General features: G+C 44.9%; 19 protein-coding genes, 3 tRNA genes and 1 other annotated feature. Of the genes, 3 read left to right on the forward strand and 19 right to left on the reverse strand.

Annotated features, from left to right (window positions below; genetic code table 11):
* Nucleotides 1–98: 98 nt before the first annotated feature.
* The 7 genes from K6T91_03480 to thrS all read right to left on the reverse strand — a co-directional run bounded on the left by K6T91_03480 (nucleotide 99) and on the right by thrS (nucleotide 9,038).
* The gene (locus tag K6T91_03480; GenBank protein MCL6471854.1) at nucleotides 99–1,211 is read right to left on the reverse strand and encodes an NDP-sugar synthase; all 1,113 of its coding nucleotides are present in this window, start codon (nucleotides 1,209–1,211) and stop codon (nucleotides 99–101) included.
* Nucleotides 1,212–1,302: 91 nt separating this feature from the next.
* Nucleotides 1,303–3,711, reverse strand: a complete 2,409-nt coding sequence (gene pheT, locus K6T91_03485; GenBank protein ID MCL6471855.1) for a phenylalanine--tRNA ligase subunit beta — start codon at nucleotides 3,709–3,711, stop codon at nucleotides 1,303–1,305.
* Nucleotides 3,712–3,818: 107 nt separating this feature from the next.
* A complete protein-coding gene (locus K6T91_03490) occupies nucleotides 3,819–4,922 on the reverse strand; it encodes a phenylalanine--tRNA ligase subunit alpha (protein MCL6471856.1) in 1,104 nt (367 codons plus the stop codon).
* 110 nt (nucleotides 4,923–5,032) lie between these two features.
* Nucleotides 5,033–5,308 (reverse strand) — a binding site (T-box leader).
* A gap of 150 nt (nucleotides 5,309–5,458) precedes the next feature.
* Nucleotides 5,459–5,818: a 50S ribosomal protein L20 gene (gene rplT / locus K6T91_03495; protein ID MCL6471857.1), complete on the reverse strand. Its 360-nt coding sequence runs from the start codon at nucleotides 5,816–5,818 to the stop codon at nucleotides 5,459–5,461.
* A 48-nt stretch (nucleotides 5,819–5,866) separates the two neighbouring features.
* A complete protein-coding gene (gene rpmI, locus K6T91_03500; GenBank protein ID MCL6471858.1) occupies nucleotides 5,867–6,061 on the reverse strand; it encodes a 50S ribosomal protein L35 in 195 nt (64 codons plus the stop codon).
* A 201-nt stretch (nucleotides 6,062–6,262) separates the two neighbouring features.
* On the reverse strand, nucleotides 6,263–6,793 hold the full coding sequence (gene infC / locus K6T91_03505) for a translation initiation factor IF-3 (protein MCL6471859.1): 531 nt from the start codon (nucleotides 6,791–6,793) through the stop codon (nucleotides 6,263–6,265).
* A gap of 277 nt (nucleotides 6,794–7,070) precedes the next feature.
* Entirely contained in the window at nucleotides 7,071–9,038 is a 1,968-nt protein-coding gene (gene thrS / locus K6T91_03510) for a threonine--tRNA ligase (GenBank protein MCL6471860.1), read from the reverse strand.
* Nucleotides 9,039–9,581: 543 nt separating this feature from the next.
* Here thrS and K6T91_03515 point away from each other — a divergent pair.
* Complete coding sequence (locus K6T91_03515) at nucleotides 9,582–10,736, forward strand: DUF362 domain-containing protein (GenBank protein ID MCL6471861.1); 1,155 nt, start codon at nucleotides 9,582–9,584, stop codon at nucleotides 10,734–10,736.
* Nucleotides 10,737–10,885: 149 nt separating this feature from the next.
* On the opposite strand, the gene K6T91_03520 is transcribed toward K6T91_03515, so the two are convergent.
* The gene (locus K6T91_03520) at nucleotides 10,886–11,161 is read right to left on the reverse strand and encodes a hypothetical protein (GenBank protein ID MCL6471862.1); all 276 of its coding nucleotides are present in this window, start codon (nucleotides 11,159–11,161) and stop codon (nucleotides 10,886–10,888) included.
* Nucleotides 11,162–11,289: 128 nt separating this feature from the next.
* Here K6T91_03520 and K6T91_03525 point away from each other — a divergent pair, with 128 nt between their 5' ends.
* Nucleotides 11,290–12,171 carry a sugar phosphate isomerase/epimerase gene (locus K6T91_03525; GenBank protein ID MCL6471863.1) on the forward strand — a complete coding sequence of 294 codons (882 nt, stop codon included), beginning with the start codon at nucleotides 11,290–11,292 and terminating at the stop codon, nucleotides 12,169–12,171.
* Nucleotides 12,172–12,184: 13 nt separating this feature from the next.
* Here K6T91_03525 and K6T91_03530 read toward each other — a convergent pair whose 3' ends face one another.
* From K6T91_03530 to K6T91_03545, 4 genes are all read right to left on the reverse strand, one after another.
* Nucleotides 12,185–12,403, reverse strand: coding sequence for a hypothetical protein (locus K6T91_03530; GenBank protein ID MCL6471864.1), 219 nt, complete (start codon nucleotides 12,401–12,403; stop codon nucleotides 12,185–12,187).
* Between the two features lie 133 nt (nucleotides 12,404–12,536).
* Nucleotides 12,537–13,718, reverse strand: a complete 1,182-nt coding sequence (locus K6T91_03535; GenBank protein MCL6471865.1) for an FprA family A-type flavoprotein — start codon at nucleotides 13,716–13,718, stop codon at nucleotides 12,537–12,539.
* A complete protein-coding gene (locus K6T91_03540) occupies nucleotides 13,718–13,882 on the reverse strand; it encodes a rubredoxin (protein ID MCL6471866.1) in 165 nt (54 codons plus the stop codon). The genes K6T91_03535 and K6T91_03540 overlap by 1 nt, the downstream gene beginning before the upstream one ends.
* A 109-nt stretch (nucleotides 13,883–13,991) precedes the next feature.
* Nucleotides 13,992–16,634, reverse strand: coding sequence for an MEDS domain-containing protein (locus K6T91_03545; GenBank protein ID MCL6471867.1), 2,643 nt, complete (start codon nucleotides 16,632–16,634; stop codon nucleotides 13,992–13,994).
* Nucleotides 16,635–16,976: 342 nt separating this feature from the next.
* Here K6T91_03545 and K6T91_03550 point away from each other — a divergent pair, with 342 nt between their 5' ends.
* Entirely contained in the window at nucleotides 16,977–17,402 is a 426-nt protein-coding gene (locus tag K6T91_03550) for a hypothetical protein (protein MCL6471868.1), read from the forward strand.
* Between the two features lie 2 nt (nucleotides 17,403–17,404).
* Here K6T91_03550 and K6T91_03555 read toward each other — a convergent pair whose 3' ends face one another.
* The 7 genes from K6T91_03555 to K6T91_03585 all read right to left on the reverse strand — a co-directional run bounded on the left by K6T91_03555 (nucleotide 17,405) and on the right by K6T91_03585 (nucleotide 19,370).
* Complete coding sequence (locus K6T91_03555) at nucleotides 17,405–17,779, reverse strand: STAS domain-containing protein (protein ID MCL6471869.1); 375 nt, start codon at nucleotides 17,777–17,779, stop codon at nucleotides 17,405–17,407.
* A 391-nt stretch (nucleotides 17,780–18,170) separates the two neighbouring features.
* Nucleotides 18,171–18,242: transfer RNA gene (locus tag K6T91_03560), tRNA-Val, on the reverse strand.
* A gap of 24 nt (nucleotides 18,243–18,266) precedes the next feature.
* Nucleotides 18,267–18,341: transfer RNA gene (locus K6T91_03565), tRNA-Cys, on the reverse strand.
* Nucleotides 18,342–18,487: 146 nt separating this feature from the next.
* Nucleotides 18,488–18,560: transfer RNA gene (locus K6T91_03570), tRNA-Gly, on the reverse strand.
* Between the two features lie 96 nt (nucleotides 18,561–18,656).
* Entirely contained in the window at nucleotides 18,657–18,938 is a 282-nt protein-coding gene (locus K6T91_03575; GenBank protein MCL6471870.1) for a metal-sensitive transcriptional regulator, read from the reverse strand.
* A 36-nt stretch (nucleotides 18,939–18,974) separates the two neighbouring features.
* The gene (locus tag K6T91_03580) at nucleotides 18,975–19,199 is read right to left on the reverse strand and encodes a thioredoxin family protein (protein ID MCL6471871.1); all 225 of its coding nucleotides are present in this window, start codon (nucleotides 19,197–19,199) and stop codon (nucleotides 18,975–18,977) included.
* 15 nt (nucleotides 19,200–19,214) lie between these two features.
* On the reverse strand, nucleotides 19,215–19,370 hold the full coding sequence (locus K6T91_03585) for a hypothetical protein (GenBank protein MCL6471872.1): 156 nt from the start codon (nucleotides 19,368–19,370) through the stop codon (nucleotides 19,215–19,217).
* Nucleotides 19,371–19,451: the final 81 nt, after the last annotated feature.

Here is a 19,451-nt window from a genome sequence, read left to right on the forward strand (position 1 = left end):
ACAAGGCCATATAAACTATGCCCAACAGCCGGATTATTGCCTGCACCGTCTTTGCGGCTCCATATGTGCAATAAAAATTCTGCGCGTGTAATAAAGAACTATATATTAAAAACTGGCTCGGCAATTCCGCCTTGAACAACCGTTCTTTTTAGCCTTTGACCGGGCACTATTTGCTGGCCATCGGCAATAACACAACTATCGATCAGTGATGAGGAGCCAATGCGACACCCATCCCACACCACACTGTTTGATATCTTAACGTTTGGTCCTATATAGCAGCCATTTCCAATAACAGTATTGGGACCGATTAAGGCCCCCCGCTCAATGCTAACTCCCCTGCCAATTAAGGCGGGCTCTTCAATGCGAACGGTCAGATCTATTTCAGATGTTTCACTAATCCAGATATTTTCTCCAACAAGGCGACCATCTATAGTGGATTTCACTTTGCCATTAATCAAGTCCTTGTTTACCTGTAGGTACCTCTCCACAGTACCTATATCTGACCAGTAACCATCCTGAAAATACGCGTAAAGGCCACCCTCTTCGGCAAGGGGGATAAATACAGAGTTAAGAAGGCTTGAAGGTTCTTGGGGTATGATGTCTAAAACCGTTGGTTCGAAAATCGCCATTCCGGTGTAGATCCCGTTTTCCACCACATCGTTTGGGTCCTTATTGATTAAAATTCTGCCGCCAGGACTTACACCAATATGTTCATAACCGGAGCCTGGCCTCGCCCGGGTCATGATAAGGGTGACTTCCGCACCCCTTGTCTCATGAAACTCGAGAGGCTCGATAAGATCTATATCGGTTGCAATATCGGTGTTTACGACGATAAATTTATCGTCACCGATAAATTTATCGAGTTTCTTTATTGCGCCCGCCGTTCCCAAGAGTTCCGGCTCGTACGAGTAATGAACTCTCGTATTCCACCACGTTCCAGCCCCAACTACATCCTTAATATCTTCTGGGAGGTAATGGAGATTTATATACATTTCTTTGATTTCGTAGGGTCTCAAATACTCCAGCAGCCTGACAATTGACGGCCGGTTTGCAAGGGGAACAATAGCTTTCGGTTTTGTGAGAGTCAGTGGCCTGAGTCGCAAACCCTGGCCCGCAGCAAGCAGAACAGCACGCATAGCGTTTTTTAGTATACTACGAAGCGCCGGGAATAAAAACAATTTAAAGTAAAATTGTTTTGATTCCCGGCGCAAAGACTTTCCTTCAGTTCGCTCTATCTCCCCAAGAACGATAATTCTATATCCAGCAAGATTGTTCAGCTGCCCACAGGGCTAAAGCCCTGCGCTACGCCCTTATCTCGGCTTTAAGCTCTCTGCTCAATCTCTCAACTATACTCTCACGGACATCTAACGCTTCCTGATCTGTAAGCGTCCTATCTGGTGCGCGGAAAACCATCGAGTATGCCATACTTTTTTTGCCTTCCGGTATGCCTGCGCCTTTATATAAGTCAAACAATCTTACGTTCTCAAGTAGCGGCTTGCCTGCAGTCCTGATAACATCCATTACTTGCTCATTTTCAATAGAATCATCAACAAGAATAGCAATATCAAGAGAGATTGCCGGATGCCTAGGTATCTCAGCAAACTCCTTCTGGGTTACGGCTTTATCTATTAGCTTGGTAAAGTTAAGCTCCGCTACATATGTTCTCGGCAGATCGAAATCAGATTGAGCGTTAGGGTGTAATTCCCCAAAATAGCCAACCGACTCATTCCCTATGAGCAGCTCTGCGCTTCTTCCGGGATGAATTGCCGGGTGTGTAAAGTGCCTCACTGACCAGTTCTTAATATTAAGCTCACTAAGAACTGCCTCAATAATCCCCTTAAGATCAAAAAAGTCTACACTTCTTGCCTTATCATACCATTCGTCTGGCTCCCAGGCACCTGTTATGGCAATACCGAGCATAACCTCTTCGTCTGGAATATCTTTGCCCTGCTCCTGCCAGAAAACATGGCCAACTTCAAATATCTGCACATCATACTGCTCGCGGTTTATGTTATATTTAATAACTTTGAGCAGATTTGCCATAAGAGTCGTTCTTAAAACCGACAACTCTTCATTAAGCGGATTAAGCAACCTCACAAACCAGCGTAGAGGATCTCCCTGTGGGATTTGAAGCTTGTCAATATCATTTGGGTCCATGAAACTGTAGGTAATTGCTTCTGAGAGTCCAGTTGCGATAAGTCGATCTTTGATTGATTCCGCGACTTTCTGGCGCTCGCTTAACCCTCCCTGCTTATATCCGCTCTCCGGCAAGGTAGATTCTATATTGTTGTATCCATAAATTCTTGCTATTTCCTCTATTAAATCTATTTCACGCTCTAAATCAGGCCTGAACGACGGTGCGATAACCCGCATCTCGGTCGTTTCACCAACTACTTCAGCCGATATCTCAAGCCCGGTAAGGATTTTCTTTATCTCATCAGGCTTAAGTTTGGTACCTAATATAGCATTTACCTTATCGGTTCTTAACGGCAACCTCCTTGGCTCTATCATTTTTGGATAAACATCGATTAATCCCTGGGTCACTGTGCCATCTGCATATGCAGCCATGAGCTGAGCTGCCCTGTCAGCCGCAACCGCCGTGCCGTTTGGATCGGTGCCTTTTTCAAAGCGAGACGAAGATTCAGACAGCAGCCCAAGGTTTCTTGAGGTCCTCATTATCGACGTCGGCTCAAAGTACGCCGACTCGAGCAATATATCAACAGTCTTATCGGAAACCTCGGTATTTGCACCTCCCATAACACCTGCAAGCGCAATTGCCCTTTCCGTATCCGCAATTACGAGCATGCTATCGTCAAGCTCGCGTACGACGCCGTCAAGTGTTTCTATATGCTCACCGTTCTTCGCCCTACGAACTATTATTTTACGGTCACGGATGGTGTTAAGGTCGAAAGCATGAAGCGGTTGACCCATCTCAAGCATTACATAATTTGTAATATCGACTATATTATTAATCGGGCGCATCCCAGCCTTTTCTAGACGGGACTGCATCCATGTCGGGCTTGGCCCTATTTTCACACCCCTAATTACCCTTGCGGTATACCGCGGACAGAGGTCAGGGTCCAGTATCTGAACCGATGCAATATCTGTTGTTTTTTCAGCTGATTCGACCAGGTCTATGGACGGCTTATGAATCGTACGCCCTGTTATAGCCCCTACTTCCCTAGCCATCCCAATCATTGATAGACAATCGGGGCGATTAGGCGTAATTTCAAGTTCAAGAATGGTATCGTCCAATCCAAGAGCCTCGGTCAGGGGAGCTCCAACTTCGACATCCTCAGGCAGAATATAAATGCCTGCATGGTCTGTACCTAGCCCAAGCTCAGCTTTAGAGCAAAGCATACCGTAGGAAGTTACGCCTCTTAACTTTACTGGCTTGATCTCTATGCCGCTAGGAAGAGTAGCCCCAACCAAAGCAACGGGAACTTTGTCTCCCACTTTAATATTCTTGGCACCGCAAACTATCTCAAGAGTCTCAGGGCGCCCGATATTTACCGTGGTCACGCTTAGCTTATCTGCGTTTGGATGTGGTTTAACCTCAAGAAGCAAACCTACTCTGACGTTTCCAAGACCTTCCCCAAGATGCTTTACGCTTTCCACAGCCGTACCCGTCAGGTTGAGCTTGTCGGCAAGCTCATCTGCTGATAAATCGAAATCTATATAATCCTTTAACCAGTTAAGAGAAACCAGCATTATATTATCCTCCTTTTGTAGCTGTTAACTCTCAGCAATCAGCAATAATCTTTTGTTTCTGCGCTTTGTCTGACTTTTAACTGGTTGCTGATTGACCGCTGAGAGCTTTAAAATTGTTTCACAAACCTGATATCGTTCTCGAAGAACGTCCTGATGTCGGATACGCCGTAGATCAACATGGCAATCCTTTCAACGCCCATTCCAAAAGCGAATCCGCTTACCTCTTCAGGGTCGTAACCGACCTCTATCAAGACATTAGGATCCACCATCCCCGCACCAAGTATCTCAAGCCAGCCGCTTCCACAAATCCTACAGCCTACACCGCCACAGGCGAAACAGCGCACATCTACCTCTGCGCTCGGCTCTGTAAACGGAAAGAAATGTGGACGCAGTCTAGTATATGCTCCATCTTCGGTCAGTTCCTCATGGAACCCCTCACGTGCAACTACCCTAAACTGGCTCTGTTTGCCAAACATCTGTCTGGAGAACTCCTCAAGAGTCCCCTTTAGATCACCAAAAGTAATTCCTTTATCAACAGCTAAACCCTCTATTTGATGGAACATTGGAGAATGGCTCGGGTCGGGAACATCTCTTCTGAAAACTTTACCCGGAGCTATTACGTAAACCGGCGGCTGCTGCGATTTCATCACCCTAATTTGCACCGGTGATGTATGTGTTCTAAGCAAGATATCGTTGTCTTGCGGCTGAACGCTTTCTTTCTTGATGTAAAATGTATCCTGAAGACTCCTTGCAGGATGATCAGCCGGGGTATTGAGGGCCTTGAAGTTATAATAATCAAGCTCAACTTCAGGGCCTTCGGCTACTTTATAACCAAGGCCGATAAAAATATCAGTTACCTCCCTGATAATTTTTGAGATAAGGTGCCTGTGCCCGTGTGGGTGCACCCTCCCCGGCAGTGTTATATCTACTGTTTCTGCAGCAAGACGAGCCTCTATTTCTGCTCTTGAAAGCTCATCCTGTTTCGCGTTAATATCGGCCTCCAGGCTTTGCCTTACCCTGTTTGCTACCTGACCGATTTCTTTTCTTTCCTCCGGGGATAGCCGCCCCAGAGTTTTCAGAACCCCGGTTATTTTACCTTTTTTACCAAGGTATTCCACCCTTACCCGGTCCAGTTCCCGCAAATCTTTCGCCTTAGCGACATCTGCCCTGGCCGTTTCATATATTTTCTCCAGATCCGTCCGCGATACCATTTTGATTTATCACCTCATTAGCTTTCGGTCACAGCTTTTTATTATAAACATTAGCTTTTATTTACTAATCTATTGATTCGCTACCATAAATATAAAAATCCTCTCTCGCACACAAGGACGAGAGAGGACCCGCGGTACCACCTTAATTCAGGTCATTAAGTATCTGCAAAATCATAAGAGCTACGATCTATGAATCAGATACCGAATAACCTGCTCTTTGTTCCCAGTAACGGGGGATACCGAATTGCCTACTTACGCAACTTAAGGGTTGCCTTTCAACTCTTGGCTCCGAAGTGAACTTCACCGCACTCTCCATAGCGATTCTCAGCCTCGCTCGCTTCTCTGTAACGGAAAAGAGCGGTTACTCTCTTCTTCAACGCCTTTACAATATAATTTTTCTGATAACTTAAACTGTTCTAAAAACTTAAACTATCAAGCAGGACTAAAACCCTGCGCCTGCACTTTATTAACCCGGCCCCTTGACTCTAGCCCTTGGCCGTAAGCCAACCGTTTGCCTGCTACTCCATGCCATCACTCTATGCCATGACTTTCTCTTTAGCTATAGCAGCAAGTTCTGCAAAAGCTTCCGGGTCGTTAAGCGCCATATCGGCAAGAACTTTTCTATCGAGATCAATATCGGCAAGTTTAAGTCCGTTTATAAATCGGCTATAAGATATACCGTTTGCCCTTGCCCCGGCGTTGATCCTTGCGATCCAGAGTTGCCTAAAATCGCGCTTTTTTGCTTTTCTATCTCTGTACGCGTAAGACAGCGAGTGCATTACCTGTTCTTTAGCAGCCTTGTACTGCTTGCTCTTCGCACCACGATATCCTTTTGCCAAATTTAATATCTTTTTATGCCTTCTCTTAGTACTAGTGGCATGTCTTGTTCTTGGCATCTACCGTCAACTCCTTCAATAGAATTACACTTTGGGCAGTTTGACTGCCTACATGCCCAACATACGCTTCAGGCTTTTCTTGTTAGCTGATTCTACAATACCATCTTTACGCAGCCGTCTTTTGCGCTTTGCAGTCTTCTTAGTAAGAATATGGCTTGTAAAAGCATGTTTATAAGACAACTTGCCTGAACCTGTAACCTTGAAGCGTTTTGCCGCTCCACGATGGGTCTTCATCTTCGGCATAACTTACTTGCTCCTTTCTATCTTCAACATAAACCGTTACGTCTAATAACGTTTTGCTCTTCGCACTAACTATATATAAACCACTTAACCATAAACCACCATTTCTTGCGAAAATAAATACCCTGCCTCGAGCACTATCACTGCTTGAGTTAATATCTATAGCGGTTATAGCATTTATATAACATGCGAAACTTCAGGCTTTTACGACTCGGCTGCCGTAGCTTTTACCACTGGGGCTAAAACCATAACCATGTTTCTCCCGTCAAGTTTAGGCTGAGCTTCGACCTTGCCCAGATTGCTTACCTCCTCGGCTATACGGTCGAGAAGCTTTTTGCCAAGGTCGGTATGAGCCAGTTCGCGACCCCTAAACATAATTGTAACCTTAACTTTCGCACCGTCTTCAAGGAAACGAATTATGTGTTTTTTCTTCACCTCAAAGTCATGATTATCAATCTTTGGGCGAAGCTTCATTTCCTTCACGACCAGAGTCGCGGCATGTTTCTTGGCCCTTTTCGCCTTCTGAGTCTGCTCATATTTATATTTGCCGTAATCCATTATCCTGCAGACTGGCGGATCGGCCTGCGGGGCAACTTCCACCAAATCCAATCCGGCATCATAGGCAATCCTTAGAGCTTCATCAATCGGCTTAATACCGAGCTGAGTTCCGTCATGCGAAATAAGCCGAACCCGTGGGGAACGAATTCTCTCATTAATTCGAGCATCAGTTGCGATACTTTATCACCTCCCTCGCGTTATTTAGATTTAAATTGTTATGCCAGTAGCGCTAAGGCGCTTTTTAGCCTAAATAAAAATGGACGGCAGCTGCCGCCCAACTTTGGCTTAAATCAAACCCTTTCGATTGCATATAGCATCTCGGGGTGAGAAGCAACTGACTTCTTCTTTCCTATATTTAGTTTGTTCCTATTTTTGGTTTGCTGCAAAAATTCGAAGCATTTCAATATTCAAGTATACTATGGAGCCGCCAGCTTTGTCTAGCATGTTCTTTTGCTTACGTTTGCATGGCCCCACCATCAGCGGCTCCACCATCAGCGGCTTCGGAAGGCCAGATGATTTCCGGCGGCCGCATCGACTTTTCGAGTTCTGCTGCAAAAATATCGATTGACATGGGACCGCGGTTGCCAGTTCGATCGCGCACTGCAACCTGGTTATTCTCTATCTCTTTATCACCAACTACAAGCATATAGGGAATTTTCATAAGCTGGGCATCTCTTATCTTTTTGTTTACAGATTCAGTGCGCACGTCAGCCCTGGCACGCGCCCCAAGACCTTTCAACCTATCCGCCACCGCAAGCGCGTAATCGTTATGGCGATCTGCGATCGGCAAAACCACTACCTGCTCAGGCGATAGCCATACCGGAAATGCCCCCGCATAATTTTCTATCAATACACCGATAAACCTTTCAAGCGAACCAAAGATTGCCCGGTGGATCATGATCGTTCTATGCTCCCTGTTATCGGAGCCAATGAAGTTTACATCAAACCGCTCCGGCAGGTTAAAATCGACCTGGATTGTAGTGCACTGCCATGACCTTCCGAGCGCATCCCGTATTTTCACATCAATCTTCGGTCCATAAAATACACCTTCGCCTGGGTCGATTTGGTATTCTAACCCCGCTTTTTCAAGCGCCACCTTCAATGCATTAGTTGCTCTATCCCAATTCTCCTGCGTTCCTACGAATTTGTCCGGCTGGGTCGAAAGGTAAACATCATACTTATCGAAACCAAATTTCTTAAAGATATAAAGCATTAGATCTATTACCCCGAGGATCTCATCTTCGATCTGCTCTGGTGTGCAAAATATATGCGCGTCGTCCTGAGTAAACCCGCGCACCCTTAGAAGGCCGTGAAGAACACCTGACCTTTCAAAACGGTAGACGGTTCCAAGCTCTGCCCAGCGTAACGGCAAATCACGGTAGCTCCTGGTATGGTTCTTATAGATCTTGATATGTCCGGGACAGTTCATCGGCTTTACAACATAATCGGTTCCCTCAACCTCCATTGGCGAGAACATGCTCTCACGGTAAAAGTCCCAGTGGCCGCTTGTTTTCCAGAGGTCTACTTTGGCAATGTGCGGTGTCATAATTAATTCATAGCCACGCTTTAAGTGTTCGTTTTTCCAAAAATCTTCAATTACTTTTCTTAAGATGGCGCCCTTTGGATGCCAAAGCGGAAGCCCCGCGCCAAATTCATCGTCTATAGTGAAGAGGTCGAGCTCTCTGCCAAGTTTTCTATGGTCCCGCCGCTCGGCCTCCGCCAATGTCTCAAGGTGCTCTTTGAGTGCTTCTTTAGACGGAAACGCCGTGCCGTAGATTCTCTGTAGCATAGGCCTCTTTTCATCGCCTCTCCAATATGCCCCCGCAACACTTAGTAACTTAAACGCTTTCACTTTACCTGTGCTTGGTACCTGTGGACCTCGGCAGAGATCGATAAACTCGCCCTGACTATATACGCTTACTGTGTCATCCTCAAGCTCATCAATCAGCTCCAATTTATACGGTTGGTCCTTGAAAATCTTTTTTGCCTCTTCTTTGCCGATAACCCGCCTCTCAAATGGATAGTTCTCAGTAATGATCTTTCTCATTTCTTCTTCTATAGCGGGGAAATCCTCGGATGAAATTCGTTTATTTATGTCGAAATCGTAATAGAAACCACCCTCAATAGTCGGACCTATTCCAAGTTTAGTTCCAGGAAAAAGACGCATAACAGCTTGAGCCATAATATGCGCGGTGCTGTGTCGAATAATATCTATGCCGCTTCCCATATGATCGGTTACAATCGAAACAATATCGCCGTCGTTTAATACCATACTCAGGTCTGCGAGGTTATCGTTGATCAGGGCAGCTATCGCCGCTTTCTGAAGACGTGGGCCAATCTTTCCGGCAAGGTCGTAAGCTGTACTTCCTGCATCAAGCTCAATTCTAACCCCATCTGGCAGAGTTATGCTTATCTTCTCCATCGATACCTCCATCTAACAATTAAAATAAAAAAAGCCTCTCCGCAAGGGACGAAGGCTTCCGTGGTTCCACCCTATTTGCGCCCGATTTGAAGACCAGACGCCGCTTTTTGCCCCAATATCGGTGGGCTTCCGGGTGACTTATCTCCATATGCCCGTCGGATTTTCGTCGCCTGCTCTGGAGTGGTACCATCTGCATTAGCTTAAGCGAGCTCTCAGCCATGGCCCGCCTCTCTTTATAAGCTACAAGCAGACTCTTCTCCGTCAATGCATTTTCATTCTTTGCTTTTGCCCAATAAAATTATTACTAGCGAAATTCTATCCCAATCGGAGTGTGCTGTAAACATGGATGCGCAAAAGCTGGTTTTAAAAATCCGGACAATTGAATTTTCCGTGGGGAATCGTTATACTTAGCGGTCAATAAATATGCTTCAACGCTTTAGTCAATCATTGTATTATTAAGCTAGCCGAATTAAGCTGGCCAGTCATGGCCGCAGCAAGATCGGAAAAACTATTCGCAGCGTTCACAGAGGCAGGAACTATAAATTGTCGAAGGCTATTGTATCTATTGCCAAGTGTAGCCATTACAAATTACAAGAGATAGCAGAAGCCCTCAAAGCCCTGCTTGAGCCCTTCGGCGGCTTAGAATACTTTGTCAGACCACAAGACAAAGTCCTAATAAAAATCAACCTTCTCAGGAGCGCTACGCCAGATAAAGCGGTTACTACCCATCCCGTGGTCGCAGAGGCTGTTATCTCGGCAGTTAAAGATCTCGGCGCCACGCCGATAATTGGGGATAGTCCAGGCGGCACAAACACACCAAGACAAATCAAAAATATTGTTGAAGCAACCGGAATAGCTGATGTCTGCAGGCGCACTGAAACTGAGCTAGTAATTTTTGATCGCGACCCGGTAAGAATCAAAAGCCCTGAAGGCAAACTCTATACAAGCTTTACAGTAGGTAGAATTGTTCGTGATGCAGATGTTATAATAACGCTTCCCAAACTAAAGACCCATGGATTCATGAAATTTACCGGAGCTGTTAAAATTCTCTTCGGCGTAATCCCAGGGATGGAGAAGGCGCAATATCATTTAAAAGTCCCCGATAGAATGGATTTTGCCGATATGCTTCTAGATATTTACCTTGCGGTAAAACCGACTCTTTCCATTATGGATGCAGTCGTTGGGATGGAAGGCGAAGGCCCATCCGGTGGCGAACCCAGGCATATCGGCGTGCTCTTAGCGGCAACAAACGCAATAGCTATGGATTTTGTGGCGTCTAAAATCATCGGCTTTGACCCGCTTGATGTGTATACAAATCGTGCCGCTGTTTACAGGGGCCTAATTGCAGGACTGGACGAGATTAGCATCAGGGGATTGCAAATCCAAGATATTATACTAAATGATTTCAAAGCTCCCTCTTCTGACCTTGCGGATAAAATACCGCCAAGACTGGTAAAGTTCATGAAGAACCTTGTTACCGCAAAACCGTTTTTAGCAGCCCCGGAAGCCTGTACAGGATGCGGCATTTGCAAACAGAACTGCCCAAGCAAAGCTATCACAATTAGCAATAAGCGGCCGCACTTTGATTTTGATAAATGCATCAGATGCTACTGCTGTGAGGAGCTCTGCGCCGAGCTTGCAATCAAGAGAAAAAACCACTGGCTTGCAAGCCTACTCGCTAATTACCTTAGTAACTAATATTATTTAAATGTTTGAGTGGCTTAAATGCCACTTATCAACACTGCAGTTAAAGTTCCTATTGACATGCCGGAAGACTATTAACTGCAGCACTATAGTCACTCTATAGCCCCACATATACAGATAGACATATCAAGGCATCGCTTTTATCATGCCGCTTTTCGATTGACCATGATGCTCAATTGTCCAGCTGCTGCTTTTAAAATCCCCATCTGAGTCTCCGCCTCAATCTCAGGTTCGTTTGAACCAACCTTTCTCGGCCTTGGGATTATGCCAAGCCGGCCAATATTCGGCCATTTTGCTTTTGCTTCTTTTAAAAGCCCCTCGAAGCGGTCGATATACTTATTAACCTTGCTTGCATCATGTTCGTTTCTTAACTCTTCATTCAACTTATTGACCTCATCGATTAACTGCTCATTTTCCAACTTTGACACCTCCAATGAAAGCTGCATTCGCATATATATTCCCTGCGAATTAATTTGGATATTGCAAGCCCCTAAACGTAAAAAGTTTTATATATGCGAATGCATTCTAAACTGGGTAAGAATATTTCATGAATACTGTAGATAGGATCACGCTTGCATGTAGCTCTAGCGCATTTTTGGATATCCCTATAACCGAAGCCATTAAGACATTGGCTGATATCGGATATCGGGCAATCGAAATCAGAGCGGGACATGAGAAGATCTGCTCTAACAACGAGAACCCATCCCAATTAATTGCATCTATTAAAGAATGCCTCAGCAAACACAAGATGGCGGTTTCCAATATATCGGTGGCAAACGGTGGTCTCTGTTCAGATATAAGGCAAAACGGTGTACAAAAGCCCATCTTAAACGGAGATATCCAATTAAATGAGAGCTATATTGAGCAAATTAAATACTACGCCAGCCTGGCAAGAGAGCTCCGTTGCGAATCGCTGACAATAAGCCCCGGAAGGGCGATTAAAGGGCGCGGAGAGAATACAGTACGATCCTGCTTAATTACGGGGCTCAATAATGTCACCAAATTTGCACGCGGGGTTGGAGTATCAGTTGGCGTAACATATGGGCAGGGTTTAATCCTACAAACTGCATCCGACGTGCAAGCACTTTTTCCTAAGGTAAGAGGCTTGAAACTTGCGTTTCACACCGGAAATGCGCACCTTGCATGCGAAACACCGTGCGTAGTGGTAACCGAACTAAAGAACTATATAAAACACATCCATATCGCAGATGTCGGCAATGGCGGCCGTGTCTTTGTTTTGCCCAACGAAGGCGAAATAGAGTGGATATCGTTTTTTAGGACCCTGAACTGGATTGGATATCGGGGATTTGTAACAGTAGATTTGTCATCATACCGAGACATGCCCGACCTTGCTGCTAAGCGTGCCTGCTATTACCTATCAAATTTGCTAAATGCGTTCGGCCAATCCAGAAAACAGGGCGCTGCCTAAAATAAATGCGAATTTAGCTAACCCGCAGGTCTTCTCGCCAGCTTAGCCCCTCCCTGCCGATTCTTCTTACCGAGCTATTGTTCTGCACCTTGCCAATATGGGATATGCTCGGGTTTACATAATCGATCATAAAGATCTTACTGCCACCGCGCCTGTTTATTTGAAAACGAGGGCCGTTGTCATCTATGTACTTGTAGTAATCTTTAGAAAAAAGAGATCTTAAAACTCCCATTGCAGACACCTCCCATATCGACGACTGGCCGCTTATTTTACAAGATACTGTATACCCAAATAACGGTAAGCTTAATCATTAATTGGGTGGTGACTATCGTCCATCGATTAAGGGGGAAGCTCACAGCCGGTAACTATAGCTTAAGCTCACGGTGTCTTTCTGCAATCTGGTCAGCCAGACGGTCAAGCAATTCAAAATCTCCCTGCTTCGGAAACCCCTTGGTTATTACAGGCTCCAGCACCTCTGCTTTAACGCTTGATATAATCCCGCCGATCTGTTCGACTGCTTTTGTCGCCCAACCGTGCGAACCTACAACTGAGATGAACTTTGCCTTGGGGCGTAATGAATTCACTAGATGCGCCGCATAAAGTGCAAGCGGATGGGCACCTGTTAAAACGGTAGGAGCTCCCAAAACTATCGTTGCGGCATCAACAAGGGCAGAGCCAAGCTCGCCAAGGTCAACGGCCGTCAGGTCGAACCGCTTGACCTCGACACCACGGTCGATTAATGCCCCGACGAAGTGGTTCACCATGGCTTTGGTACTGCCATGCATCGAAACATAGGGTAAAACTACAAGATTCTTTGGGCTTCCGTATACCCAATCTCGATAAGCTTCTATAATAAATTCTGGCTCGGCATATACCTGGCCGTGGCTTGGCGCAACCATAGCAAACTCAATATCCCTTAGTTTTTCTATATTCTTTTGTATCGGTGCGTTAAAAGGCATCATTATCTCGGCAAAATACCGCTTTGCCGCTGCGTAAACCTCCGCCTTGTCTTTGACAAACAACTCGCTCGAAGCAAGGTGTGCCCCAAAAAAATCGCAAGAGAATAGGATTTTGTCCTCTTGAAGATAGGTAACCATGGTCTCAGGCCAATGCACCCAAGGAGTGTAGATAAATTGCAGGCTCTTATTGCCAAGTGTCAGTACCTGCCGATCCTCTATTGCTTGAAAGCGCTCCTCAGAGATACCAAGTAAGTCAATAAGCAACGGTTTACATTTAGTAGTGCAGACGACTTTCGCCTCGGGATATAACTCTAACACCTCAGGTAAGCTGCCTGAGTGGTCCTGCTCAGCATGATTGGCAACTATATAGTCTATCTTTGGATTACCGAGCTGTGCTAAATGTCCAAGCAAGACATCCGCCATTGAAGGATCAACGGTGTCGATCAAAGCGATTTTATCGCTGCCCCTAACTAAATAGGAATTGTAGCTTGTGCCTTGAGGAAGAGGTATCAACGCATCAAATAAGCGACGATCCCAGTCAACCGCGCCAACCCAATAAACATCCTCTATAATCTCTCTCGGCTTCATTATGACCCCATCTTCTTAAAGCTGCTCTTATCAGCCCCGCACTCTGGACAATACCAACTATCTGGCAATTTTTCAAACGGAGTCCCCGGCTCTATACCGGAATCCGGATCGCCCTTTGCAGGGTCATAAATGTAACCGCATGCCATGCATATGTATTTTTGCATTAAACAATCATCCTTTCTCGGTTGTTAAAGTAGCAATAATGCAATCTGTTAGTTAATATATCCTTAAAAGCGGTTGTTTAAACTATAAGAGATAAATTGGTTAGTCGACTTACTTACCTCCTCTCGAAGTGGGATCGAGCGCATCCCCACTTTCTGTCAAACCTACCGCAAGAATTGCCACATCGTCCTGTAATTTACCGCCCGCATAATCAACGATATTTTCAAAAATTAGTTGGGGCATATCACATATTTTCTCATTCTTCAGCCCCTCAACAAGCTTAGCAAGCCTATCCTCCCCGAACAGCCCGCCATCTGCAGAACGCGCTTCAATAGCTCCATCGGTATATAGAACCAGAACATCACCTTTCTCAATCATCACCTCACGATTATCGTAATTAAGCCCGGCAAATACTCCCACTAGAGGTGATCTTGAAGTAAGTAGAATCGTACCATCAGTTTTTTTAGATAATATAGCCGGGGGATGGCCAGCGCTACAATAGACAAAGCGACCTGTCCCGACTTCAAGTATGCCAAACAGTAAAGTAATAAAGTTAGACGGTGGTGAAGATTTTGCTGCAAGGTCGTTGGTTTTGGCCACAGCTAAAGCAGGGGAATCCTCATCATGCGCATAAGCTTTAATCGTATTTTTAATAAACGAAGTCATGGCCGATGCCTCTAAGCCTTTACCGGAAACATCTCCGACAATGATACCAATCTTACCGGGCTTGATTTCAAACAGATCGTAGAAATCCCCGCCGACTTTTGCTACTTCGGTCGCTGAGCGGTAAAGGGAACCAAAATCAATTCCCTCTATGCTTCTTGGAAGCGTTAGGATTGCCTCCTGTAAGGTATCGGCAATACTCCTCTCGGCGGCATAAAGTTTTGCGCTATCAAGCGCAAACGAAACCGATGCAGCAAGCTTCCTAGCAAAATCGATTTTGTCGTCAGTAAAGGCAACCGGCGCTGATGTATAAACAAAACTGATTATACCAATTGGTTCATCTTTAACCACTAAAGGCACGAGCAGGGCTGAGCGAACACTGCTTAGCCCGGTAAACCGGAAGTTTGCCCACTTTCCGCTTGAAGTATCGCTAATAACAACCGGTTCCTTAGTTTTCTTCGTGAGCATTATAGCGCAAGCCTCTTTACCGAGAAAAGATTTATTAGCTGGTTCTTCCGCTAAGCCATATGTGCACCGTACCGCCCAGGCACCATCCTCGCACAGGCCGATAATCGAACCCTCACAGCCTATTGCAATGGTAGACTCAGCCGCTACTATCCGTAATATCTCATCCATGTTAAATGTAGAACTTATTGCGGCGTTAATGTCATTTAAAGAATCGCTTAGCTTCTTGGCTCTTGTAATTTCTGTCACATCAACCAATGAAAGCACAAGGCCAGCGACCTTCCCCGTTCTGTCCTTTACTGGGGTCAGAGTCCAGTCCCAGTAAGTTACTCCTCTCCAAGGCTGATCAACATATTCAAAAGGCTTTGCCTTATATTCAACAGGTACTCCGGTATCCCGTACCTTCTTGAAAATCTCCTCATTTTCCTCATTTGGAAACAAATCGAAGTGATTTCGGCCAATGAGCTCTTCCTCGGTATGGCCTGAAGCTCTTACATAGGTGGAATTCACTAAAACAAAATTGAACTCATGATCAAGGTAGGCGATATGAGCGTTAGTGCTCTCCATGATTGTTTGAAGCCGGTTTCGCTCTACACTTAGCCTATTTAAAAGATGCTCCTTCTCTCTTTCGCTCTGCTTTTGTTCAGTAATATCACTAAATATCACTGCAAGCTCCCCATTATGCAGAGCAAAAACTGCTACATTGAAGTACTTATCCGTAGGGGAAAAGTAGGTCTCAAACGAGACCGTCTTTCCGGTCTCTGCCGCTTGCAAAAAGGCATTAAGGTAGGATTTCAGTTCGGTGCCGTAGAGCAGAGTTGCCCTCTGTCCTAGAGTCTTTTCTCGCCCTATGCCAAGCATTATTTCGTACTGGGGATTAACATCAGTTATTATAAAATCTACAGGCCTTCTATTGCTATCATAGACAATTTTATAGAGCGCTACGCCATCATCCATACCATTAAATAATGCCCGGTATTTCTGCTCGCTTGCCCTTAGCGCTTCCTCGCTTTGCTTTAAAGCCTCCCTCACCTGCTTTAGCTCTACGCTTTCAACAACCTCCCATTTACCCTCGTATTTAATTATGGCAAACTCATGGTTGCGGATGACATCTATTACTTCGGATGCGGCACACCTTTCAAGCGAATACGTGCATATGGCAATCATGCGATGACTGCCGATTACACTATCTACCTCTGCTTCATAATTAACAAAGTCCCTCCAATCGGTTTCTTCAAGCCAGAATGTATTGCCGGCAAGCCTTAAGCCATCATATCCCTTTGCCAACGCCTGGTTAAGCTTATCAACCCATCCGTTAAGAACCCGTTTAGAATCAAAAACGCCTTCTTTAAGATACCAATCTACATAAGGAATGATCTCGATCTGGCCATTATCTAGATAACGGTCGAAGTCGGGGACAGTGTCTCTCAGTGCATATTCGGCTTCCTTCTCGTTAAGAGGCGCGGAAGTTACCCACATGCAAAATTCGTTATTCTCCAAACCAGCCTTAAAGTAGGGTATCAGGATATCAACAAGATCTTTCTTTGTCTTGTAAAATTGGCAAAAATGAGTCCCCCAGTGAACATCCCCTAAAATATCAAGACCGGTTTTTCGCAAAGTCAACACGCTTTCTTAAGCCGCTAATGCTTTCAGCTATACTTGGTAGCTATAATTTTCGATGGTGCTAATTAAAAACTATCTTATATTGTAACTTATTTTTTTACAAGCTAACCTTCGCAAAAAATAAGTCATTTCGCACTTTTATGCCCAAAATATCGCTCCATGGCTTCACTTACAGCTGCAGACAGCCTTTACTTGCTATAGGATAAAATGCTTAGGAATCCCCGGGGTTTCCCAGATGATAAGAAGTTGCAGTGCAGGGCCACGTTGCTTCTCGCTTGAGGATGGACTACTATTTCATTATCGCCCATTTATGCTTTAGATCTGGGCACATGCTGGGAGGGTTTTGTGAATAGCGTTTGGAGGCGGCTAAAATATTCCAGTAGATTATCTAAGATAATAATGTTGCTGGCCGGCTTGGTTATATTATCGCTTGTTTGGGAATTAATTCTCGGTCTCGGTTTGATTGGGAGCAGGTCATCCGAAGGCCATTCGATAGAGTATATCGTAACCAGTACCGCAAACAAGGTATCGGTTACATATACCAACGAGAAAGGTTGGACCTATCAGAAAGAAAACGTCACTCTTCCGTGGAGATGGAAATCTCCTGCAAAAGCTCAAGATGGGACCACCCTCTATATCTCAGCCGAAATCAACCAACCCGAGGGATTGATTGAAGTTGAGATAAGGCAAGATGGCAAAACATTCAAGAAAGACAGGCGGTTTGGTCCTTTCGTTGTGGCAACAGCGCGGGGTTATGCTGGAGACAAGTGATTCTATTTTCCAGATAGCGAAGATTCAGCCTCCTGCAGAGTTTTAAAGATTTCGATGCCCGCATAGTTAAAAACCCCAAGGTTGCTAAGCTTCCTTACAAGATAATTGCTAACACCGGTAACTACGGCCATACGCGCATCTGGCACTTTGTCTCTGAGCTTATTATGGTAAGCGATCAATGTTCCAATTGCCGAGCTGTCCAGAAGCGAGCACCCCGAAAAATCAACGATCAAGTGTTTTGGGGTTTTTTCAAGGGTTTTTGCTAGAAGATCATCAACCCGCTTAGGCCTATCGGCGAATATACATTCACCGGAGAAAGTCAGTATTTGTATACCGTAGTTTCCGTATTTAATATCTAAATCGAAGATCCGAATCACCTCAGATCCTGTAGTGAAACTATCCGTTAACTAATACCCATAAATAACAAGTTAAGACTCCAGCAAAGCTGGTTGCCGCAATTCAAATCTTGGGATATCTTTATTTATCTAGCAAGTAACTGTTGCAGTAGTATCTTGTGGTTGTCAGCAAGCTCCCGATAACTACAATTATACGCCTAAAGCGATCAAGAATCGACAGGCAAACAGATTTTAAATAAAAACTTGAAGAAAAACATCCATATTGCTAGAATAACAACGCCAAATAAGAATTCGTAGGGACCACAGCATTTAATGGCAATCTGTATCTCGATAATTCAATCGGTTTTTATATTTTTATTTTCGAGCTTTAGAAAACTAAAGAGCCAGCTAAATGGCTGGCTCTTTAGTTTTGTGGGCGCTAGAGGATTTGAACCTCTGGCCCCTTCCGCGTCAAGGAAGTGCTCTCCCCCTGAGCTAAGCGCCCAATTTGAAATGGCTTCATCAAATTTGGAGGCGACGACCGGAGTCGAACCGGTGTACATGGTTTTGCAGACCATTGCCTAAGCCACTCGGCCACGTCGCCATAATCGTGTAAATTGTATCAGGTCTTTGGAGGTAATTCAACACGTTGTTGTGTTTGGCGATAGTTCTGGTAGCTAGTGTGGTAGTTGATTCTCCGCTCAAATCAAATAAAATAGCCCCTGAATAGGGGCTATTTTATTTGATTTGAGCGGATGACGAGACTCGAACTCGCGACCCCAACCTTGGCAAGGTTGTGCTCTACCAACTGAGCTACATCCGCACTGCGACAAAAATTTTACCATGTCCTTTTAATTTCTGCAAATAGCGCCGGCTTTATATGTAGGAAGAATTTATCTCCTCCCCTATAGTTTCTGGTTTACTGTAAATGTCTCACATACTGCTCAAAGAGCGCGATGGCTGATTCAATACTTTCATTGGGCGATTTCGTATCGGACTCTTTGTGGACGCAATCGCGTATTACACTTGCCAGAATTATCTCTCCGACACGCTGGAAAGCCCCTTTTGCCGCTGCAAATTGCGTAAGTACGCTCTCACAGTCCTCACCGATTTCAACCAACCGCTGGAGACCTCTTAGCTGTCCTTCGAGCCTTTTAAGCCGCGTTATAATTCGCTTGGCCTCTTCCTCGCGATCGTACATTGCTATACCCCCATAACTATTTTTAGCAGTAGTATATCAATTAATAATGTTTTTTACATTCTGCTCTATGCTGGCTTTATCGGCAACACCCACTATTTTATTAACAACAGAGCCGTCCTTGCCGATAAAGATCAGCGTGGGGATATAGAGAATGCCATATTTATTGGCGATTTCTCCATTTGAAGCATTGCCTAAATTATAGAATTCAAACGGCAATTTACTTTCATATTCACTCCTAACCTGTTCAACTACAGGCTTTATCTGTCTGCAGGATGGTCAGGTATCCGAGTGAAAAAATAAAACTTTCGGCCCGATGGATGAATTCGCTTGCTTAGCTCCCTGACCGCCGGAACAGCCGGCAACAATGGCAAATATAAGGCCTATTGCGACAATAAGGCCAAGAACCTTTAGCGTAGTTTTTCTCTCAGACAATGCAATCTCCTTTCGCCAGATTACATCTAGAAGCAACTTTATTACTATATTGTTTATTACTATACTGCATAGTATAACATG

This window comes from Bacillota bacterium (assembly GCA_023511485.1).
GTDB lineage: Bacteria > Actinomycetota > Aquicultoria > Aquicultorales > Aquicultoraceae > CADDYS01.

Excerpts from the sequence above, each read along its gene's own strand:
- pheT (MCL6471855.1), bottom strand. The coding sequence starts at position 3,711 with ATGCTGGTTTCTCTTAACTGGTTAAAGGATTATATAGATTTCGATTTA.
- K6T91_03490 (MCL6471856.1), bottom strand. The coding sequence starts at position 4,922 with ATGGTATCGCGGACGGATCTGGAGAAAATATATGAAACGGCCAGGGCA.
- rplT (MCL6471857.1), bottom strand. The coding sequence starts at position 5,818 with ATGCCAAGAACAAGACATGCCACTAGTACTAAGAGAAGGCATAAAAAG.
- rpmI (MCL6471858.1), bottom strand. The coding sequence starts at position 6,061 with ATGCCGAAGATGAAGACCCATCGTGGAGCGGCAAAACGCTTCAAGGTT.
- thrS (MCL6471860.1), bottom strand. The coding sequence starts at position 9,038 with ATGGAGAAGATAAGCATAACTCTGCCAGATGGGGTTAGAATTGAGCTT.
- K6T91_03525 (MCL6471863.1), top strand. The coding sequence starts at position 11,290 with ATGAATACTGTAGATAGGATCACGCTTGCATGTAGCTCTAGCGCATTT.
- K6T91_03530 (MCL6471864.1), bottom strand. The coding sequence starts at position 12,403 with ATGGGAGTTTTAAGATCTCTTTTTTCTAAAGATTACTACAAGTACATA.
- K6T91_03535 (MCL6471865.1), bottom strand. The coding sequence starts at position 13,718 with ATGAAGCCGAGAGAGATTATAGAGGATGTTTATTGGGTTGGCGCGGTT.
- K6T91_03540 (MCL6471866.1), bottom strand. The coding sequence starts at position 13,882 with ATGCAAAAATACATATGCATGGCATGCGGTTACATTTATGACCCTGCA.
- K6T91_03575 (MCL6471870.1), bottom strand. The coding sequence starts at position 18,938 with ATGTACGATCGCGAGGAAGAGGCCAAGCGAATTATAACGCGGCTTAAA.